This window comes from Microbacterium daqui (genome assembly GCF_050408675.1).
Classification (GTDB): domain Bacteria; phylum Actinomycetota; class Actinomycetes; order Actinomycetales; family Microbacteriaceae; genus Microbacterium.
Genome location: NZ_JBNTKF010000004.1, coordinates 1 through 19,305 on the forward strand (window position 1 = coordinate 1; position 19,305 = coordinate 19,305).

Annotated in this window: 20 protein-coding genes and 1 tRNA gene; 6 read left to right on the forward strand and 15 right to left on the reverse strand. The window is 63.7% G+C overall.

Annotated elements, in window-relative coordinates:
- Positions 1-302: 302 nt before the first annotated feature.
- The 6 genes from ACQUSY_RS03415 to ACQUSY_RS03440 are packed head-to-tail and all read right to left on the reverse strand — an operon-like array spanning position 303 to position 5,600.
- Positions 303-1,301, reverse strand: coding sequence for a DUF2804 domain-containing protein (locus ACQUSY_RS03415; protein ID WP_428903113.1), 999 nt, complete (start codon positions 1,299-1,301; stop codon positions 303-305).
- Positions 1,288-3,123 (reverse strand): glycoside hydrolase family 2 protein, encoded by a 1,836-nt coding sequence (locus ACQUSY_RS03420; protein ID WP_428903114.1) that lies wholly within the window; start codon positions 3,121-3,123, stop codon positions 1,288-1,290. Before ACQUSY_RS03420 ends, ACQUSY_RS03415 begins: the two co-directional genes overlap by 14 nt.
- Complete coding sequence (locus ACQUSY_RS03425; protein WP_428903115.1) at positions 3,120-3,446, reverse strand: hypothetical protein; 327 nt, start codon at positions 3,444-3,446, stop codon at positions 3,120-3,122. Before ACQUSY_RS03425 ends, ACQUSY_RS03420 begins: the two co-directional genes overlap by 4 nt.
- The gene (locus ACQUSY_RS03430; RefSeq protein WP_428903116.1) at positions 3,443-3,595 is read right to left on the reverse strand and encodes a hypothetical protein; all 153 of its coding nucleotides are present in this window, start codon (positions 3,593-3,595) and stop codon (positions 3,443-3,445) included. The genes ACQUSY_RS03425 and ACQUSY_RS03430 overlap by 4 nt, the downstream gene beginning before the upstream one ends.
- Positions 3,573-4,061, reverse strand: coding sequence for an ATP-binding cassette domain-containing protein (locus ACQUSY_RS03435; RefSeq protein ID WP_428903117.1), 489 nt, complete (start codon positions 4,059-4,061; stop codon positions 3,573-3,575). The genes ACQUSY_RS03430 and ACQUSY_RS03435 overlap by 23 nt, the downstream gene beginning before the upstream one ends.
- 48 nt (positions 4,062-4,109) lie before the next feature.
- Positions 4,110-5,600 (reverse strand): L-serine ammonia-lyase, iron-sulfur-dependent, subunit alpha, encoded by a 1,491-nt coding sequence (locus tag ACQUSY_RS03440; RefSeq protein WP_428903118.1) that lies wholly within the window; start codon positions 5,598-5,600, stop codon positions 4,110-4,112.
- Between the two features lie 134 nt (positions 5,601-5,734).
- Here ACQUSY_RS03440 and ACQUSY_RS03445 point away from each other — a divergent pair, with 134 nt between their 5' ends.
- Complete coding sequence (locus ACQUSY_RS03445; protein WP_428903119.1) at positions 5,735-6,112, forward strand: cupredoxin domain-containing protein; 378 nt, start codon at positions 5,735-5,737, stop codon at positions 6,110-6,112.
- Positions 6,113-6,301: 189 nt separating this feature from the next.
- Here the strand turns inward: ACQUSY_RS03445 and ACQUSY_RS03450 are convergent, their stop codons facing one another.
- From ACQUSY_RS03450 to ACQUSY_RS03470, 5 genes are all read right to left on the reverse strand, one after another.
- Positions 6,302-7,219: a G5 domain-containing protein gene (locus ACQUSY_RS03450; protein ID WP_428903120.1), complete on the reverse strand. Its 918-nt coding sequence runs from the start codon at positions 7,217-7,219 to the stop codon at positions 6,302-6,304.
- A gap of 152 nt (positions 7,220-7,371) precedes the next feature.
- Positions 7,372-7,800 carry a hypothetical protein gene (locus ACQUSY_RS03455; RefSeq protein WP_428903121.1) on the reverse strand — a complete coding sequence of 143 codons (429 nt, stop codon included), beginning with the start codon at positions 7,798-7,800 and terminating at the stop codon, positions 7,372-7,374.
- Between the two features lie 241 nt (positions 7,801-8,041).
- On the reverse strand, positions 8,042-8,701 hold the full coding sequence (locus tag ACQUSY_RS03460) for a hypothetical protein (protein ID WP_428903122.1): 660 nt from the start codon (positions 8,699-8,701) through the stop codon (positions 8,042-8,044).
- Positions 8,702-10,201: 1,500 nt separating this feature from the next.
- Positions 10,202-10,274, reverse strand: a tRNA-Arg gene (locus tag ACQUSY_RS03465).
- A 144-nt stretch (positions 10,275-10,418) separates the two neighbouring features.
- Positions 10,419-10,979 carry an asparagine synthase gene (locus ACQUSY_RS03470; RefSeq protein WP_428903123.1) on the reverse strand — a complete coding sequence of 187 codons (561 nt, stop codon included), beginning with the start codon at positions 10,977-10,979 and terminating at the stop codon, positions 10,419-10,421.
- A 172-nt stretch (positions 10,980-11,151) separates the two neighbouring features.
- Between ACQUSY_RS03470 and ACQUSY_RS03475 the strand changes: the two genes are divergently transcribed.
- Complete coding sequence (locus ACQUSY_RS03475; protein WP_428903124.1) at positions 11,152-12,003, forward strand: SDR family NAD(P)-dependent oxidoreductase; 852 nt, start codon at positions 11,152-11,154, stop codon at positions 12,001-12,003.
- A 57-nt stretch (positions 12,004-12,060) separates the two neighbouring features.
- Positions 12,061-13,128 carry a threonine aldolase family protein gene (locus tag ACQUSY_RS03480; RefSeq protein ID WP_428903125.1) on the forward strand — a complete coding sequence of 356 codons (1,068 nt, stop codon included), beginning with the start codon at positions 12,061-12,063 and terminating at the stop codon, positions 13,126-13,128.
- A gap of 97 nt (positions 13,129-13,225) precedes the next feature.
- Here ACQUSY_RS03480 and ACQUSY_RS03485 read toward each other — a convergent pair whose 3' ends face one another.
- Positions 13,226-13,480 (reverse strand): hypothetical protein, encoded by a 255-nt coding sequence (locus tag ACQUSY_RS03485; protein ID WP_428903126.1) that lies wholly within the window; start codon positions 13,478-13,480, stop codon positions 13,226-13,228.
- Between the two features lie 87 nt (positions 13,481-13,567).
- Here ACQUSY_RS03485 and ACQUSY_RS03490 point away from each other — a divergent pair, with 87 nt between their 5' ends.
- Positions 13,568-14,032 carry a nuclear transport factor 2 family protein gene (locus ACQUSY_RS03490; RefSeq protein WP_428903127.1) on the forward strand — a complete coding sequence of 155 codons (465 nt, stop codon included), beginning with the start codon at positions 13,568-13,570 and terminating at the stop codon, positions 14,030-14,032.
- Positions 14,033-14,450: 418 nt separating this feature from the next.
- The gene (locus ACQUSY_RS03495; RefSeq protein WP_428903128.1) at positions 14,451-16,946 is read left to right on the forward strand and encodes a helix-turn-helix domain-containing protein; all 2,496 of its coding nucleotides are present in this window, start codon (positions 14,451-14,453) and stop codon (positions 16,944-16,946) included.
- A gap of 41 nt (positions 16,947-16,987) precedes the next feature.
- On the opposite strand, the gene ACQUSY_RS03500 is transcribed toward ACQUSY_RS03495, so the two are convergent.
- The 3 genes from ACQUSY_RS03500 to ACQUSY_RS03510 all read right to left on the reverse strand — a co-directional run bounded on the left by ACQUSY_RS03500 (position 16,988) and on the right by ACQUSY_RS03510 (position 18,624).
- Positions 16,988-17,479 (reverse strand): SRPBCC family protein, encoded by a 492-nt coding sequence (locus tag ACQUSY_RS03500; protein ID WP_428903129.1) that lies wholly within the window; start codon positions 17,477-17,479, stop codon positions 16,988-16,990.
- Positions 17,476-17,856 carry an ArsR/SmtB family transcription factor gene (locus ACQUSY_RS03505; protein WP_428903130.1) on the reverse strand — a complete coding sequence of 127 codons (381 nt, stop codon included), beginning with the start codon at positions 17,854-17,856 and terminating at the stop codon, positions 17,476-17,478. Before ACQUSY_RS03505 ends, ACQUSY_RS03500 begins: the two co-directional genes overlap by 4 nt.
- Before the next feature lie 150 nt (positions 17,857-18,006).
- The gene (locus tag ACQUSY_RS03510) at positions 18,007-18,624 is read right to left on the reverse strand and encodes an LLM class flavin-dependent oxidoreductase (RefSeq protein WP_428903131.1); all 618 of its coding nucleotides are present in this window, start codon (positions 18,622-18,624) and stop codon (positions 18,007-18,009) included.
- Between the two features lie 50 nt (positions 18,625-18,674).
- Here ACQUSY_RS03510 and coaE point away from each other — a divergent pair, with 50 nt between their 5' ends.
- Positions 18,675-19,301 (forward strand): dephospho-CoA kinase, encoded by a 627-nt coding sequence (gene coaE, locus ACQUSY_RS03515; protein ID WP_428903132.1) that lies wholly within the window; start codon positions 18,675-18,677, stop codon positions 19,299-19,301.
- Positions 19,302-19,305: the final 4 nt, after the last annotated feature.

Below are 19,305 nucleotides of genomic sequence, written 5' to 3' on the forward strand. Positions count from 1 at the left end.
ACCGACCGGTCACCGTCGGCATCAACGGCTCCATCACGGCCCACACCTCGTCAGAGATCTCCTGTCGCGTCACCGTTCAAGACTCACCCACCGAGGAGCGGAACCTCTTGATCAACACGCCCTAGCACCACAGCGCCCACGCGCCACAAAGCCGCAGCGCTCACCTAGCCCGAGAGCGCCCACCTAGCCCGCGAGCGCTCCCTGGCCGTGCCTCAGCCCACGCCGCGAGCGCACGTTGAAGAGATCACCCAACGGCGCAGCGCGTCGCTGAGCATACGTCGCCGCACCGAGCGCCAACGCCCTCACCAGCGGTTGTGCACGTCTTCCGCGAACCCAATGATGTTCTCGAACTCGACGACCTCTGACCCGGTGTCAAAGGTTCCGCTCCAGTAGCCGAAGCACTGGTCGGTGCGGTTGCTGAGCACGCCGAGGTTCATCGACGATTCTTTGTTGTAGAACGGTCGCAGTGTCGCGTCGAGGCCACCGCCGATGATGCGCCACGGGTCTGCCCAGTTGTCGAGGTCGTAGCTCCACTGCAGCTTTTCGTGAATCTTGTACAGCGTCGTCCCAACGAGCACGGAGTTCTCCGTCGACCCGGTGCCGTCGGTCCAGCGGTCGCCAACCTGCAGCCCGATAACCCGCCCGTTCATGGTTCCGGAGCCCGCACCCCAGTTCCATGCGATGTCGTACGGCCAGCGGCCGCGGCCGTGATCGAGGACCGCCCACGACTGCCCCGCCGGCACCGGGTAGGTGCGGCCGTGAATCGTGACCGACCCGGATGCCGGGCGTGCGACATCTTTCACGGTGTATTGAAACCGCTTCGTGCTCCACGGCACTACAACCGCGAGAGACTCGTGCCCCTCGGGGCGCTCAGCAAACACGTCGAATGACGCACCCGGAATCGACGCCTTCAACCTGGTTCCGCCCGCCTCCTCGACGATGTCGATCTCGAGGGTGCCGCTCTTCGCGCGCGCCGGGCCGTCGCCGAGCGTCGCGGGGAGCACGACCGAGCCGGAACCCAGATTCGTCTTGCCGAGGTGCACGACGTCGCTTGTGGCGCGGTCGAAAACCCACACATCGTTGACGGTGGCGTAGTCGAGGCTCGAGACCGTGAGCGCGAGGATGTGCGTGGGCGTGATGACGTTCCAGTACTCCCACCGCTTGTTGCGGCCCCATGCGGTGCGGCCGTTGATGCCGGCGGTCGTGACGAGCGGCTGACGCGCCCAGCCCACACTCTCCGGGTTCAGCAGACCCTGTTCGTTCGTGAGGCTGACGGGTGCGGTGAGTTCACGCAGAATCATCGTCTCGGTCCTTTCCGGTGCTGCTGTTGCTCTTGCCAGCGAACACGCGCCGCAGCTGATCATTAATCGCGCGCACGGCCGATTCATCAAACTTCACGACCTCACGGTCGTACGTCACCATACCGTTGACCTCGTTCTCGACGTCGCTCAACTGGGTGTAGACAGTGGCGGCGAGGCCATCGGCAATCGCGGGGGCAATCTCCTCCACGTGCAAGCGCATGAACCCATTCAGTAGGTCGCCAGCCGATGTGAATTTCTTGTAGCCCATCGGCTTCGCGCCCCACGTGTGCCGCTTAATCGCGTGGCTGTAGCCGCCGTATTCGGTCAGCGCGATCACGCGGTCATCGCGCTTCCAAGCACGGCGAATCTTCACCGGCCGGAAGTAGATGTGTTTGCTCACCAGGTCGCCCGCGCCCTGATCGTGCCATCCACTCGCGTGGTCAACGCCGCGCGTCGGGTCGACAGCCTTCACGACCTCCGCGATGCGCGCCGCATCGAACTGGCCCCACCCTTCGTTGAAGGGCACCCACATCGAAATGCTCGTCACCGATCTCAAGTGCTCAATCATGTCGACGAGCTCAGCCTCGCTCATCGCGCGCCCAGCCTCGTCGCTGCGGGCGAAGAGTCCGTACGCGCGGTCGCTGATCGTCGGCGACACGATCGCCGGCATCGTGACGATCGGCGCGCGGTACTGCTCGCCACCGTTGACGTGGTCTTGCCACACCAGCATGCCGAGGCGATCGCAGTGGTAGTACCAGCGCAGCGGTTCGATCTTGATGTGCTTGCGCAGCATCGTGAATCCCATGCGTTTGGCGAGCTCGATGTCAAAGATGAGTGCTTCATCGCTCGGAGCCGTCAGCCCGCCGTCGGGCCAGTACCCCTGGTCAAGGAGACCGACCGGCAAGTAGGGCGACCCGTTGAGCGTCAGACACGCGTGCCCAACGGGGCTCTTGCCCATGCCAAACGAACGCATGCCAACGTAGCTCGTCACGCGGTCTTCACCGAGACTCACGGTGACGTCGTACAAGAACGGGTCTTCCGGCGTCCACGTGCGCACCGGCTCATCCAGCCGCACCCGCGTCGGAATGTTCGGCTCGATCTCCGCAAACCCGTGCCGCTCGCCGTGCACCAAAATCTCAACGGCAACCATGGTTCCGTCTGCCGCCGCATGACTCACCACCGTCACCTCAACCTCGCGCGAAGAGAGCACCGGTGTGAGAATCAGTCGGTCGATGGCGACGGCGGGCACACGCTCGAGCCAGACTGTCTGCCAAATGCCCGACTGCGGCGTGTACCAAATGCCGCCCGGCTTCGATGACTGTTTGCCGCGTGACAGCCACGACTTGTCGGTGACGTCGCGCACGGCGACGACGATCTCGTGCGTTTCGCGGTCGCCGAGCGCGTCGGTGATGTCGAGCGTGAACGGCAAGAATCCGCCGGTGTTACCGCCGATCTCGACGCCGTTGATAGCAACGCGGCACGACTGGTCGACCGCACCGAAGTGCAGGAGCACGCGGCCACCGACACCCGCTGGGGCGGTGAACTCGCGTCGGTACCAGAGCACTTCGTCTTCGGCCAGGGTGCGAAAGGCGCCACTGAGCGGCATCTCTGGGGAGAACGGAACCAGAATCTCGCGATCGAAGGTGGGCGGATGTTCCGGGTCGGCTACGTCGAGCGGATCGGGCGAAGGGAAGCTCGTAAATGCACACTGCCACGTGCCATTGAGGTTCGACCACCCCTCGCGCACCAGTTGCGGGCGTGGGTATTCGGGCAGCGGGGTGCCCTCGCGGGCGGCGGCGCTCCAGGGCGTCGTCAAAGTCATGCGGTGGGCTCCGTGGGTTCGGGGGTTTCGCGGCGTCCGGGCGCCGCGGGAGTATCGGGGTGATCGGCGTCAGTCGCGTGCGCTGCGTGAGGTTCGGGTGCCGCGTCGGGCGCGTGCGCTGCGTCAGATTCGGCCGGGAGCGACCGGAGCCACACCCACGGAATCACAACGAGTACGGCGATACCCGCCGCCACGAGGAACATCCACGCGGTCGGCACCTGGCGCACCATGCCCAGCTCTTCGTAGGTTGCGTTCGCACCGATGATGACAGCGGCACCGATGAACGGGCCAATCAGCATCGGCACCAGCACCGTCGCGATCATGCGCAACCCTTGCACCATACCAACGCGACTGCTTGGCGTCGCATCACGTGGCTGGAGACGAGCACCGTCTTGCCCGCGTCGGCGAGTTCGCGAAGGACGGTCCAAATGCCTTCGCGCAACAGCGGGTCAAGGCCGACCGCCAGGCTCATCGAGCACGAGGAGTTCGGGGTCGGCAAGCATCGCGACGGCGAGCGAAACGCGCCCGCGCTGGCCACCGCTCAGTGTTGCGACGCGCTGTTTGGCCTGAGGCTCAAGGCCGACCGCTGCGAGCGCCCGATCGGTGTCGGCGCGCGTTCCACCAAGCACCCGGCCGAAATAGTCGAGGTTCTGCCGCACGGTGAGGTCGTCGTACACGGCCGCCGACTGCGTGGAGTACGACACCCGCTTGCGCAACCCACTGGTTCCGCCCGGCAACCCCAGCACCGTCACATCCCCCGAGTTAATTCGCTGCGCGCCGACGATGCATCTCATGAGCGTCGTCTTGCCGCAGCCGGACGGCCCGAGGAGACCAACGAGTTTGCCCTCACCGATCTCCAGATCGAAGCCGCGAAAGATGGATTGGCTGCCACGTTTTACGTGGAGGCCGCTGACAGTCACCGCCGGTGTGCTCGTCATGCGACGAATATCCTCCCGTGACGGCGTTGCGTCAAGGGTGACGCGCGGTCAGCACTCGATGACGTTGACGGCGAGGCCGCCTTCGCTCGTCTCTTTGTACTTCGTCGACATGTCGATGCCGGTCTGACGCATGGTTTCGACAACCTGGTCGAGCGAAACGTAGTGCGTGCCGTCGCCGCGCAGGGCGAGGCGGGCGGCGGTGACGGCGGTGGAAGCCGCGATCGCGTTGCGTTCAATGCACGGGATCTGCACGAGGCCGCCGACCGGGTCGCATGTCAGGCCGAGGTGGTGCTCCATCGCGATTTCAGCGGCATTTTCGATCTGGCGGTTCGTGCCGCCCATGACGGCGGTGAGTCCGCCGGCTGCCATCGCGCAGGCGGAACCAACCTCGGCTTGGCAGCCGCCCTCGGCTCCCGAGATGGAGGCATTTGCCTTGAACAGCGAGCCGAGTGCGGTAGCGGTCAGGAGGAAACGGCGGATGCCGCGGCGGCGGTTGGCCTCGGCAAGTTCTTCGTCGGTGAGGTTGTCGGGATTTGGAGTTTGGGGTTCTGAGGTGAAGCCCAGCAGGGCGCTGCCGACGAGCTCACCGTGCGGCGTGACGGCGTTGCCCTGGCCGAGGCCGGAGTCGGCGAGGAAGCGCCACCAGTACATAGCAACGGCGGGAAGGATGCCCGCGGCACCGTTCGTCGGGGCGGTGACAACGCGGCCACCGGCGGCGTTTTCTTCGTTGACGGCGAGGGCGAAGGCGCCGAGCCATTCGCCGGGGAGTTCACGGTGGCCGTCAGATTCAGAGTGCTCGAGCTGTTCGCGGATTGTGTCGGCACGACGCTTCACCCCGAGAATGCCGGGCAGCACGCCCGGTGTGTGAAGACCGGCGTCAACGCAGCCCGCCATCGCGTTCCAGATCGCGTCGAGGCCGGCCGCGACGTCTGCTTCGCTGCGCAGCGACTCTTCGTTGCGGCGAGCGATTTCAGCGATCGTGAGGTTGTGTTCGTCGCACAGCGCGAGCAGCGTTTCAGCATCGCGGTAGGCGTAGGGGAAGGAACGCGTGCCGAGGCTCTCGGCCTGACCATCGCGGCGAATGAAGCCGCCACCGACCGAGTAATAGGTCTCTTCAGCGACGATCGCGTCACCGTCATAGGCCCACAGCGTCATCGCGTTGGGGTGGCCGGGCAAGCGCGTGCGCGGCTCAAACGTGATGTCGGCCTTCGCGAACGCGATATCGTGCGTGCCCGCAAGTGTCAGCGGCTCGCCTTCGACATAGTTGGTCCACGCGTTTCGCACGGCCGCCGGGTCAACGGTTTCGGGATGCTGCCCGCGCAGGCCCGCGACAACCGCATCGGGTGTGCCGTGGCCGATGCCGGTTGCTCCCAGTGATCCGTAGAGAACGCAAGCGACCCGCGTGACGCGAGCAATGGTTCCGTCATTCTGCAACCGCTCCACGAAGTCCACGGCAGCGCGAATCGGCCCCACGGTGTGGGAGCTTGACGGGCCTACACCGATGGAGAACAGGTCAAAAGCAGAGACGTACGCAGTCACACCTCAAGCCTAGGTCGGTCGGGGCGCCTGTGGGCCATTCACGGGGTGTGGCGAGGCGGGGCGGTTTAGGCCGGTCGCACATAGTGAGAGAGGATGAATTGACCGCCCAAAGCTCAAGACGTCAGGAGAAACCGGTGTCCCTTCGCAAACCCCTCATCAAGCTCGGAGCGATTGCCGCGACGCTGATTCTGCTGACGGGGTGTGCGGCGAGCGGCCCGGCCGTTGAACCGACGGGTGAGACCACCGAAGTGACCGTGACGGTTTCGGGCATGTCGTATGTGCCTGACGTGATTGAGGTTCCGGTTGGCAACGAGCTGGTCGTCACGTTTGAGAACACCGGAACCGTGATGCACGACCTCAAGTTTGCGAACGGTGCCGACTCGGGAGACATTGCGCCCGGCAAGAGCACGGTTGTCGAGGTCGGTGTCATCGGTGATGACATGGACGGCTGGTGCTCCGTCGGCAACCACCGCGCCATGGGTATGGAACTGACGGTCGTCGCCGTCAAGTAGTTTCGCGGGCTATTACCCCGCGCCCGATGCGGCTTTCACCTGCAAAATGCATCGGATCATGTGACTGGTGTTGTTGGTGAGGCACATGAGCACGGCATTTCGCGAGTGGCGATGCATTCTGAAGGTGCTATCGGCCGCCGTTGACGGTGGTGAACCACGCCCGGTTCGCGGGCCGGAAGTCCGCCGCAGTTAGTCGCGCTCGCAGGCGTAGCCGTCTTTGTCGCGATCGAGACCGTAGACATCGCTGCCGACGACGCGCGCCACGCCGTCGAAGTACGACGGGCCGTCGCCGGTTCCCCACGCGCAGTCGACGTCGACCGGGTCGTTCGGTACGCAAGCATCGGCATAGTTGGGGTTGCACCCGTTGTCGGCGCTTCCAGCGAAGGCTGCGGGCGGCGTGTACATGCCGACCGATACCACCTCGTGGATCGGCTCGGTGGTCACGAGGTTGGAGACCTCGACGCGAGCCGTCTCGACGCCATCCGTGTACGTGACTTCGTAGGTGATGGTGCGCGTGCCGGCGACGCCTGCAACGGCAACCTGCGTGAGGCCGCTCTCCAGGTTCCAATCTTCCTGTTGTGAGGTCGCGTACGGAATTTCTTCCGTAACCGACACCTGCTTCTTTTCGATGACAGGGGTCGGTGAGGGTTGCGGTGAAGGTGCCTTCGACGGCTTCGCGGCGGATTGAGCGCTCTGCGACGGCTGAGTCGTTGTCGACGGTGTTTCGCTCGGCATCGCGACGAAACCGGCCGGAGAGTTGTTGCTCGAGTTCGTGCTCCCTGCCACGGCAGTACCGACGCTTGAGAAAGCAAAGGCGACCACGGTTGCCACGACGATGGCAACCTTGGCCTGCCGAGGTGACGCAAACTTCAGCCAGGTCGGTCGGTTCTTCGCCACGGCAACGATCGCGGTGATCAATACAACGACAGCGAAAGTTGCTGTGAGCTGCCAGAGCAGAATCGCGAGCACGACGACCGCCGCTACGATCGCACCACGAGCCCACAGGGGCAGTCGCGCCAGCGGTCCCCACAGGGATCGGGTCGGATCGGCATCAGGTGCCTGAACCGCCGACGGCGGTGTGAGTGGGGTCATCGGATCGTGCGTCATTACAGCTCCCGGGTCAACAGAGCCTCAACCAGATGAGAACTCTCTCATCTTGGATGATATCGACAGGACGACCCAGCTCAAATTGCTGCGCACGGATGCGCTATCTCGCGCCGTTGCGCGGCACATGAACAGGCATCTGCCTCAACGTAATGTCAGCCCACGGGCACCAAGTACACGGCTGCGTCACGAACCTCGAGTTCGCCCGGATACGGGTACGGCTTGAAGGTGCGTGACGAGTCAAAGCCCAGCGGGGCGCCTGCGGTCTGAACCGTCTCGACAACGACCCCGTCGCCCAGAAACACCAGCGTCGAGTTGTAGAGGTGGTCGCCGGAAATGAGGCCGCCCGGCAGTTCGACACCGGTCTTCGCTTGAATGTCATCGACCGCCGTGTTCTCGGGGAAGAAATACACCTCGTCCCACTCGAACGTGGTCATGCTGCCGAGGTTCTTGTCGGCCGTTCCCGCGTCTCTCAGGGCGGTGATTCCGTCGACCACGGCGTCGTCATGATCAGGCTGCGCACAACCTGCGAGCGACAGCGTCGAGACGGTTGCTGCGAAGGCGGCCGCTGCACGTGTTAGCACCAATGTCTTCAACTTTTACCTGCATCTTCCACAACGTCATCGAGGTCTTGATTACCGGGAAGCGCCCCCGCGCCTGTGCCAGCGCCCCCGCAGCGCCCCGCGGAACCTGATTCGACCACTACAAACTATCGTCCCGGTCGACGACGAGAAGTCGCCCCTCGTCGAGCGCTTCTTCAATCAGGTCAGCAAGTTCTTCGTCGGAAGCATCGGGATTGTGACCGTTGCTACCCTGCACGCGTCATTAGCTGATGCGGCTTGTCGCTTCTTCCGCGATAGATCTGTCCGGGTCACGACTCAGGTCGCCGAGCACGGCTTGGGGGGTCTGCGGGTTCGACGCGACGGACAACCGCACCATACGGTCTTCGTCGGTCGCGAGAAGCCGCAGAAGCGCGGCGTCGAGGTTCGGGTTTTCCGCTACTCCACGGCGCACGCGCACGTCTTCGTCCCGCACGAAGAGAACTTGGGTGTCGCTGTCTAACAAGGGGTTTCGCGCGGCGCCTTTCCTCACTTTCCCGTTAGCGCTACGCGCCAGACGCTCTCGGATGCGTGGATTCAGGGATGCCTTCGAAGCGACATCTGACCGCACCTGGGCTTCTGGATCGCGCGCCAATCGTTTCTGTAGCCGCGGCCCCGCGGACGGATTCCGCGCGACTGCGGCCCGGACGTCGACCTGCTTGTCCTTCGCGAGGCGGACAAGGACTCCGTGTGGGAGGTCCTCGCGACCAGCGACAGCCACGCGCACAGACCAATCCGCGTCTCGCGCGAGGAAGGCCAGCACATCGGGCGGAGTCTGTGTGGCCCACGCCACGTTCTTGCGCACAAGGTGGTAGGGGTGGGCCGATAGCTCACGGAGCGCATCCGCAGAAACGTTCGGGTCCCGAAGCACATCACTGTCGATCATCAACGGCCTCCCTGAGTCAATTGGTCCGATACTAGCGAACCCGCAGCACAACCTGCGGTCACCCTTCGTACCGGATTACCCCGCCGGACGAAGGGCAGGACCATGTGTCCCCAGCCCAAGTGAAGCTTGCAAAGCCGGGCCGCGGAACCCAGACGTCGCCCAGTATTTGAGTGTCGGAGATTCCTATCGCGCTGCTTCCCCGAGCCGAAAAAGTGACGGTTTCCCCTGCTTCCAGCACAAATTCGGGGAAATGCGCGAAAACACTCTGACGTGAGTCGTCTGGGTTATCGACTGTGACTCCAATTCCGGCGCTGAAGATAGCCCGAGTAGCCGAGTTCGTCACGACGATTGTAAGGGTCGAATCGTAATGGTTGCCGACGCCCAGATTGCGGAAGACACTTTCGGAAGCTTCCGAGAAAGCCACCGACGCGAGCACCCAGTCGACCGTACCCTCGGGGCAAACATTCGTCGGCGGTGGTGATTGCTCAGTTTGTGGAGAAGCAGCCACTGGCGGGCCTACGGGTTCTACACCGTTGTCGATGACTCCAACCTCATTGGAGGATGGTTCGGGACGTGGTTGAGTCACAGCCGCGGGTTTCGGCGTCACTTTCGGGCCAGCAACGATGTCGTCACCTGATGGATCGGTGCTTTGTCGCATCGAAGAACTCGCCGAGGACGGACTACGATCGATTGCTTCACCTTCCGACCCGGTGTTTGCATGGAACGACAACGCCATAAGGAGTCCCAACGCACTAATCGCTACGGCAACGCCCAGCGCGGACCACGGCAAAACATGAACTGGGGTGGCTGGACTCGTTTCCCTCCTCATACCGTGAGACTACCGTGTAGGTCCGGACTAAAATTCATCCGGACTCCGTATCAAAGTCACCGATCGCAGGAACTTGCGCGAACCGTAGATCTTCGAGTCACATCAGGAAACCTGAGTGCCTCCTAGGGGCCAATCCCGCGACGGTTTCGCGATCCATAGCGCTCAATTATTAAGGGTGCGTGCGTATGTTTTCGTCATCGATGGGCGCCGTGCGCAACTTCAAATCTGTACGGTCGCGCAACACATTGAAGGCCCTGTCTGTCATCGATTGGAGCTCCAAATGGTATTCGTCGTCCGTCCGCTCGATGATCGTGCGGAGGTAGATTGTTACATCCAAGTCGCAGTCTTCTGGGCTTTCCCAATAGGTATTACGCGTCACCCATACGTCCCAATCGAGGTTTCGACTGAAGGCCCACTCTTCTCCTCGCGGCGAGTCAGCGGGCTCTGTCTCTTGAGCCGTCGCACCAAACTCCGCTGCAAGTATCACGGCGACCTCGCGAGGAGTCGATGATCACCAAATCTCGAGCCCCGAAATAATCGTCATGCCTCTCCCGCCTCGACTGAAATACTCATCCGTTCTTAGCAGGCAAGGCCGGTTTACAGGAACCACCTGCGGAAACGAAGAAAGCCTCTGCTTTCGCAGAGGCTTTCTGTACTGTCTCAACACAGTGTGCGCTCGAAGGGACTCGAACCCCCAACCTTCTGATCCGTAGTCAGATGCTCTATCCATTGAGCTACGAACGCCCGGCCGTTGCTTTCGCTTGGCCGTAGATAAGCTTACAACACCTTCGTCGAACGAGCGAATCGGCGCCTTCCCGGAGGGATCCCGGGCGCGCCGCACTCGCGAAGCCGACGCGATGCGCGCAACAGAACCCCTGGTTCCGCGCCCTATTGCTTCGCGTGGTCCTTCTTTTTCTTCGCCTGCGCCTCGAGGTTCTGCAAATCAACCATGACGAGAGCCTGCATGCGAGCTTCGCGCATCTGCTCGTAGTCGGGATCAGCGTCGGGCCGCATCGCTTCGACGCGCAAGCGGTTCTGCAGGTTGTTAGCGACGTCGATCCACGCGGCCTCACGGCTGGACTCAACGAGCTCACGCACCGCAGCTTCGTCATCAACCATGGCACGCAAGCGCGCCGCCACCTGCTCGGAGTGCTTGCGGCGCTGACGAAGGTTCTTCACGTCGCGATCACGATAGTCGTGCGTGCCATCGGAGAGCGAATACCGGCCGAACGCTGCCCGCTGCATCTTCTTCAGGCGGCGCGCGCCCTTCTCGGATTCCTTGGCGAGCGTGTCGATGGCTTCGCGAGCTACAGCGTCGAACGCGTCGGGCTCGAAGTTCTCGCCACCGGCAATGGTGTCAACGAGGATGTGATTCTTCACAATCAGTCGAGCTGCCGCGAGCGCAATCGCCACACCTTCAGCGATGGCATCGGCATGCTTTTTCCTCATTGAAAACCTCCCTCATGATCGAGAGTAGTCGCACGCGTGCGTGAGGTCACGAAAACCCACCGTCCGGGCATGGCGTGCACAAAACCGCCCGGCATGGCGTGCACAAAACGCGGTCAGCGTGCGCCACCATGAGGATTGCGCGCAATGATGCCGCGAAAGGACTCCCCCACACATGCCCAGACTCAACGTCGCCGGCAACACGACAGCTATTACCGGCGCCGCCGCCGGTATGGGTGCCGCGATTGCTCATCTACTCGCGCAACAGGGCGCGAATCTCGCTCTCATTGACCGTGACGCCGTGGCGCTCGAATCGATCGCCGCCGAGCTCCGGTCCATCGCCTCGCACAGCACCGTCACGACCCACGTTGTTGATCTGGCCGACGACGCTGCGGTCGCAGCGGCCTGCGCCGACATCATCGCCCAGCACACCGCGCTGCAGACGCTCATCACGTGCGCGGGCTCGTCCATGCTGGGCTCAATCGACCAACTCACGATGGCCGAAATGCGTTGGCTGATGGACGTCAACCTCTGGGGCACCGTCAACATCACGCAAGGGCTCCTGCCCGCACTGCGAGCGTCGAGTCAAGCCCACATCACCCATCTCGCGAGCATCTACGCGCTCGCCGCCCCAGGCGGCCGCATCCCCTATTCGATGAGCAAGTTCGCCGTACGCGGTTTCTCAGAAGCCCTGCGCCACGAACTCGCCGGCTCTAACGTCACGGTCGGCGCGATCTACCCGGCCGGCGTGAAAACCGGCATCATTCTGCACGGTCGATACGCCGCGGCGCTCGACCCCGCCATCGCCGAACGCGCCGCCACCGCTCAAGCCCTCATGTACGACACCGAACCCGACGTCGCCGCGAACATCATCCTGAACGCAACGCTCAAACGCCGTGCCCGCACGATGATTGGCCGCAAGGCCTACCTCGTCGACGCGCTCGTACGTCTCTTCCCGGTGAAGCACTGGTCGTTCATGCGCGGCCCGCTCCGCGCGGCCACAGACACCACGACACCCATCGGGTAGCGGAACCATCGGCTTGCGACCGTCAGGGATCCAGCGAAAAAGTCATAGGCTAATCGGGTGACTTCTCTGCACGACGCAAACGTACGCGGCTTCGCTTCTGACAACTACTCCGGCATCCACCCTGAGGTGCTCGCGGCTATCGCGGCGGCCAATGGTGGCCACCAGATCGCTTACGGCGACGATCAGTACAGCGAACGCCTTCAAGAGGTCTTCGTTTCGCACCTCGGTGAGGGCGTCGAAGCCTTCCCGGTGTTCAACGGCACCGGTGCGAACGTTGTCGGCCTGCAGTCGATGATTCCGCGATGGGGTGCGGTAATTGCCGCATCGACCGCGCACATCAACGTTGACGAAGGCGGTGCGCCCGAGCGCGTGGGTGGCATCAAGCTCCTCACCGTCGACACCCCAAACGGCAAGCTCACCCCTGAACTCATCGACAAAGAGGCCTGGGGCTGGGGCGATGAGCACCGTGCTCAGCCGCTCGTGGTGTCGATCACGCAGACCACCGAGCTGGGCACCCTCTACTCGATCGACGAAATCCGCGCGATCACCGATCACGCGCACAGCCTTGGCATGACCGTGCACATGGACGGCGCCCGCCTCGCAAACGCAGCGGCCGCTCTCGGCGCCCCGATGCGTGCGTTCACGCGCGACGCCGGCGTTGACGTGATGAGCTTCGGCGGCACCAAGAATGGGGCGATGCTCGGCGAGGCCGTTGTGGTCATGAACCCTGAGGCCTCGACCGGCCTCAAGTACCTCCGCAAGCTCAACATGCAGCTGTCGTCGAAGATGCGCTTTGTGTCGGCACAGCTGATCGCGCTCCTCGAGGGTGACCTGTGGCTGCGCAACGCGTCGCACGCCAACGCGATGGCCCAGCGCTTGCGCTCGGCTCTCGAAGCGGGCGTCGCCGATGGATCCATCCGCGGCGTCGGCTTCACGCAGGCGACCGAGTCCAACGGCGTGTTCGCGACGCTCCCCGAAGGTGTCGCCGACCGCGTGCGCGAGACGTTCCGCTTCTACGACTGGGACGCCGCAAACCGCGAAGTGCGCCTCATGTGCAGCTTCGACACGAGTGAATCTGACATCGACGCCCTCGTCGCCCTGATCGCGCAAGAAACGACGCGCTAACAACGCAACAGCAAGCGGCTCTCGGAACCACGCAGATGGTTCCGAGAGCCGCTTTCGTTTGGGGGTTTAGACCGGTACCGGGCCGCTCGGTGCGACCTCAGCGAACGAACCCGGGCTGTTCGTCAGGCAGTTCGATGGATACCTCGAACATGCCCGAGGTATCCATCGCGATACGGCCGCCCACCGGAATCTGCGCGGCCGAATCGTTGATCGCGATCGCGTCGGCGAGCGGGTACGACTCCCCCGGCGTGAAGATGCGAAACTCCAGGCCAAAGAGGCGGGTGTAGCGTTCAACGGCTTCGTCCAGGTCGTTAACGACAACGCCGAGCAGTTCCATGCGATCGATCTTCATTGATCCTCCTGTTTCGTTGACCGCCACGGTATACCAAGCAAGCACCCGTTTGGTATAGCGTGAACGAAACAGTTCAAGGAGGAACGCATGGCCACGGTCGAAGAACGACTAGAACAGCTCGAATCCCGCCTCCGGGTGGCCGAAGACCGCCTCGCGATTGCCGACCTGATTGCCTCGTACGGCCCCGCCGTTGATCGTCGCGATGGTGCCGCTACCGAGGCGCTGTGGACCGCAGACGGAACCTACGTGATCGGTGATGAGGTGGTTCCATTTGCCGAGTTGGCTGATATCGTCGACCGCCCCGGCCACTTGCGCTACGTCAACGCCGGCTGCAGCCACTTCCTCAGCCCACCGCGCATCGAGATCACGGGAGACACCGCGGCTGCGGTGAACTACTCCATGGTCGTCATGCACGAAGGCCAACGCTGGGTCGTTGACCGCCTCAGCGCAAACCGCTGGGAGCTTGTGCGCACGGCCGAGGGCTGGCGCGTACAGGTTCGCTCCAACCGCACGATCACGGGTGTCGAAGAGGCGCGCGCACTGCTCGCGTAGTTCATAGAGACACACGAACGGGGTTCGCACTGCGGTGCGGGCCCCGTTTTCGTGCGTGCGCGTCACCTCCGTACGCAACCGGGAGGCGAGCACGCTCAAAATGCACGATTCGGGAACCCAGTCGGGTGTGGAGCGATATTTTACGGACACTTACTTACGTACTTACGCAGACACGCCCATCAAATTACTGCGATGCAGCCTCAAACCACGGAGAAACCCGTGATTCTGTGCCGGAGAACCCCTGAACGAGGGCTTAATTCACCAATCCGTCGCCATAAAGGAATACGTTCGAGGAAATTCAAGATCATGGCATTTCTGGTCTCAATCCTCGTTTCCGAGACGAGGACCGAAACCTATTGCAACGCAGCAGTATGCAGTACCAGCAAGAAAACCCGTTCACCTCCTCTCAGGTTCCGTCATGCAACACACAGATTTTCCGTCTCCGAGGACGCCAATCGCTGACTCTTCAGCGCCCCTTTACTACGGTCGGGCAGAGACCGTCAGTGCGATTCTTGACGCGCTCGCATCGAACCGCGACGTCATCGTTGAGGCCGAGCCCGGTCTCGGCAAGTCCATGCTCCGCGCAACCGTCGCCCGTGCCGCGCACGCCGAAGGCTGGCGCACCATCCGGCTCGACCAACCGGTCGCCGAAGCAAGCAACAAGCGCGCGCTCCTCATCGCCGACCTCGACGTGCTGAGCACGACCGACCTCAGCCGTCTCGCCGATCTGCAACGCGCCCACGGTGTGCGTTTCGTCGCAACCCGACGGCCGCCTCACCCGTTTGCCGCGCCTACCGATCACTCCCACACACCCGCGCTTGCTCACGCCACCACGATGACACTGTTGCCGTTGACGTTGTCGCAGTGCGACGCACTCATCGAGGAACAGGTGAGCATCACACCGATGCACTCCGAGCCCACGCTCGTCGAGCGTCGGTGGGTGTGGGCCCGCAGCGGTGGCTTTCCTCGGGTGGCCGCCTCGTTGCTGGAGACGTTGAACGACACCCCCGCTGAAGAAGACAGCCTGTCGACGCCGTCGCGCCGCACCCTCATCGAGGCCTCTGCGGTACTGACGGGTCTGCCGCCGGCGATGCAACGCTTCGCCAGCAGTTTGCTCCCACTCGTGGGCGTGAGCTTCACGCGCATCCGCCGGTTCTTCAACCGCGTTGAGTTGTCTCTGCTGATTGAGTCGCACGTCATCAGCGATCACCGTGACACCCTGGTCATTCCGCTACCGTTTCAGTCGGCGCTGCGCATGATGGCGGAGCCAGAAATGACGCCGCTGGCGCAAGACATCATTGCTGACATCTGCGCCTCGGTCGTCATCGATGCCGAATGTAGCGAGAGCGAAGTCGATGTCGCCGCCCGCGCCTTGACGGTTGACCCCACGCTTCGCGCCCTCATCGACGCTGACGCGCAACTGGCGGTGCTCAGCATGGCGATGTGGCTGGCCCGCCGTCGCGGCGAATCTGAGCCCGCTGCCGCGCTGGCTCGTCGCATTCTGACGACCTACCCGGCTGCCGCCAACGACGGTCTGCGCCGCATCGCACGCCAAGAGGGCGACGACTTCGCACGACTCGCCGCCGACCTTCGTGACGGCCAGAAGGTTCCGGTCGCCGACCTGTGCCTGTGGGCGCTGTGCTTGCAAATGCCGCTGACCGCGACTGTCGATGGAATCGACGACCTCCTCGTCGAGATCGGCGAACGCCAACGCGACACGATCGACCGCTACGGCCTCGACGCGCACCGTGCGAGTCTCGCGGCCGCCGGCGCGCTGGCTCGCGGTGACAGCGATGAAGCTCTGCACCTCACCGCACCTCTCCTGGTTCCGTCTCACCGCAATGCGCTGGCCGCCCTGCGCTCCTACAGCGTGAACGCACTCGTATACGCGCGCAGGCTTGACCATGCGGCCTTGCGCGCAACCGCCGAAGGATTCGCACAGCTCGCGACCGCGACAACATTTGAACGTGGCCTCAAGGCCGACCTGACGCGCCGCATGACGCTCGACGCCATGACGGTGATCGTGTGTGCGTTTGGGGCTGCCGGGCAGCGCGTGCCCGCCAGCTTCGAGGAGATTGTCGACCGCTTCATCACCGAGGGCCTGGTGCACGAAGACCTTTCGATGAGCACGTCGGCCACGATCTGCCATCTCGTGACGTCGGCACAGCACGATCGTCAGGCCGAACTGCAAGGAGACCTGCGCTTCCTCACTCGCGAAGCGCGCACCGATGTGTCGGCCTGGGTTCTCGCCGCCGTTGGGGGCCAGCACCCGGAGCCGCTATTTTCCCCTGTCACCTCGGCGCTCTCGCAGGCCGTCTCACTGACACTGGCCGTGACGATCGCAATGCAACATGGCCAGGTGGCCTTTGCTGACGCCATCAGTGCACTTCCTGACGCCACCGTTCCGCTCGTTCGTCTCGCCCAGCAGTTCATTGCGACGGCCTCGACGGGCAAGGCCGGCGCGATCGACCAGATCGCAGGCATCGACGAGGCCACGATTCCCGGCGCGATGATCGACTTCTGTCTCGGCATTCGCGACAATGACCCCACGCGCCTCCGCCGCGCCGCTTTCACCTTTCAGTCGATGGGCGGCGGCGAGCAGGCGCAGGCCGCGCTCACGGCCCTCGCGCCACTCGTGACCGGCGACCACGCGTTTGAGAAGTCGCTGCGTCCACTGAAGCGCACCGTCACATCGCGCCTGCGTGCCATGGAAGAGAAGGCGGAACCATTGACGCCGCGCGAATACGAAATTGCGTTGCTTGCTTCGCAGGGGCACCGCAACGCCGACATCGCGCAGCGACTGTTTTTGTCCGTGCGCACCGTCGAGTCACACCTGTATCGCGCGATGCGCAAGCTCGCCGTCGACCGCGACGGCCTGCACCCCTCCGTGCTCCTGCGCATCGGCATCGACTAGGTCGAGGCCTTTGGGGGCTGTGCTGCGCGTTGAACCGCGGCTCAGAGTGCGCCGAATCGGGCTTTATACTCCGGTGAGAGCTCGGCGAAACGGGTGTCCCAGTCGAACGGGGCCTCCTCGCCAGCGAGGTGCGCGGCCAATCGCTCGAGGTAGGTCTGCCAGCCGGCGCCATAGAAGATCGAGCGAATGCCTGTGTGCACGAGCCGCATGCGTGTGCCATTCTCAACCTCGTCGAGGGCGACGACGAGGTCGGTGGGTTCTTCTTCAATCGCGTGCCATGTGGAGGTAAACGAGCGGGGTGCGTCGCACGTGGTGATCGTGCCGGTCGCCCATGACGGTTCTCCCTCTTTCGCGACGACGGCCCAGGTTCCGCCAACGCGCAGATCGCCGGTGAGGTCGACCATCCACCGTGCGAGGCGGTCGATCGTGGTGATGGCCTGCCACAGGTCAGCAATGTCGGTTGCGTAGACGTCTTCGTAGACGAGTCGGAAGCCGGACGGGTGCTTCTCGATGACCGGACTTGTGATGCTCATGATGCGTTCCTTTCCGAATGTTCCACGGAGCCTGCGGTACGCGCAGGCTCCGCCGTCGCGGCGCGCTGGCCGCGGGCGATCTCGGTGTGCAATGCGTCGAGGCGTTGGGCGAGTGGGTCAGTCAGTCGCGCGAGTGCGCGCTCGGCGGCATCCACTCCCGCCCGGTCGAGAGCGTAGATGCGACGCGAGCCATCGGCCCGCACAGTCGCGAACCCGTTCTCGCGGAGCACCTTCAAGTGCTGCGACACCGCCGGTTGTGAAATGCCAAACTCTGCGCGGACAACGTCGGTCAGCACACCCGCGGGCTGTTCACCCCGGGCAAGCATCTCGAGCAGCCGCCGCCGCGCGGCATCTGCCAACACCTCGAACTCATGCACGGCACAAGCGTATAAACCATGGCTTATACGCGTCAAGGGATAGGGCGGAACCAGGTCAGTGGAGGCGGGAGGCGTCGCGCTGGGCGAGGAGGTCAGTAAGGTAGCGCTCCACGTCGGTCATTGACGAACAGAAGTGACGCGGGTGGGCGATCACGCCAGTGTCACGATGCGCTGAACGCCCCGTGGGGTCAGCGCGAGACCGAGGTAGATGGGCAACGAAGATCCCTGCGCGGGCAGCGGCATCGACCAGGCATCGTCGAACGACACCTTCTTGCCTGTGAACTCTGCGTCGCCACCCGCCCACAGGGCACGACATGCGGCGATCTGCTCGTCCATGGTTCCGAAGCGCCCCTCAAATGCCCGCTCAGACGCGTCATACTCTTCACGTTGCCAGCCGACCCCAAACGCGGCATCGAGGCGTCCGCCGCTGAGCGCATCGAGCGTCGCGAGCTGCTTGGCGAGCAGAGGTGCCGGGCGCAGCGGCGCGATCATGACATTCATGCTGAGCCGCGCTCGCCTCGTCACCGCCGCGATCGAACCGAGCGTCACGGTCGGGTCGTACCAACTCACGTCGACCGGGTAAGGAAAACCCTCACGGTTGGCGTGCGCCTCACGTGAGATCAAAACATGCTCGAGCAGCACGATCTTGTCTATGCCCATCTCGTCAGCCATCACGGCGGCATCCCGCATCGCGGCGAAGCCAGCCGGTGCGCCCGAAGCGGTGGATAGCGAATCAAGGTCCATCAGGTTGAGAGCCAGAAAAGTCATGGTGCTCCTTTGCACGAGTCGCGCCCGTAGGCTGGGCGACGGAGGTTGACATGCGAATCATTGCGGTCACCGGCGGCATCGGCGCCGGCAAAAGTACGGTGGCTCGAGGCTTGGCCGAGCGTGGTGCGCAGCTTCTCGACGGTGACCAGGTCGCGCGAGCGGTCGTCGACCCGACCGACCCGATCGGCGCCGAGACGACCGCGCAAATTCGTGAGCTCCTCGGAGACGAGGCCTTCAACGCCGACGGCACCCTCAACCGCGAGGCGGTCGGAGCCCGCATCTTCGCCGACGACGCCCTACGTGGTTCCTACAACCGCATCCTGTTTCCCGCGATCGAGCGTGCCACGGTCGCGCGCATTGCCGCGATCCGCGATGCTGACCCGCATGCGACGCTCGTGCACGAAATTCCGCTGTACACCGGCCGAGCCTTGCCGTGGACGTACGACTACGTCGTCACCGTCGAAGCCGACGACGCGGTACGCGCCGAGCGGCTGATCACCGGCCGCGGCTATTCGCCCCAGCACGCTGCCGACCGCATTGCGGCGCAGGGTGCGTCGGGCCCGCGCGAAGCGATCGCCGACCTCGTTGTTCACACCGACGGAACCATGCAACAGACGGTGGAGCAGGTGGAGACTCTGTGGCAGCACGCCCAGAGCCTCCCCCACACCGAGCACTAGCGCC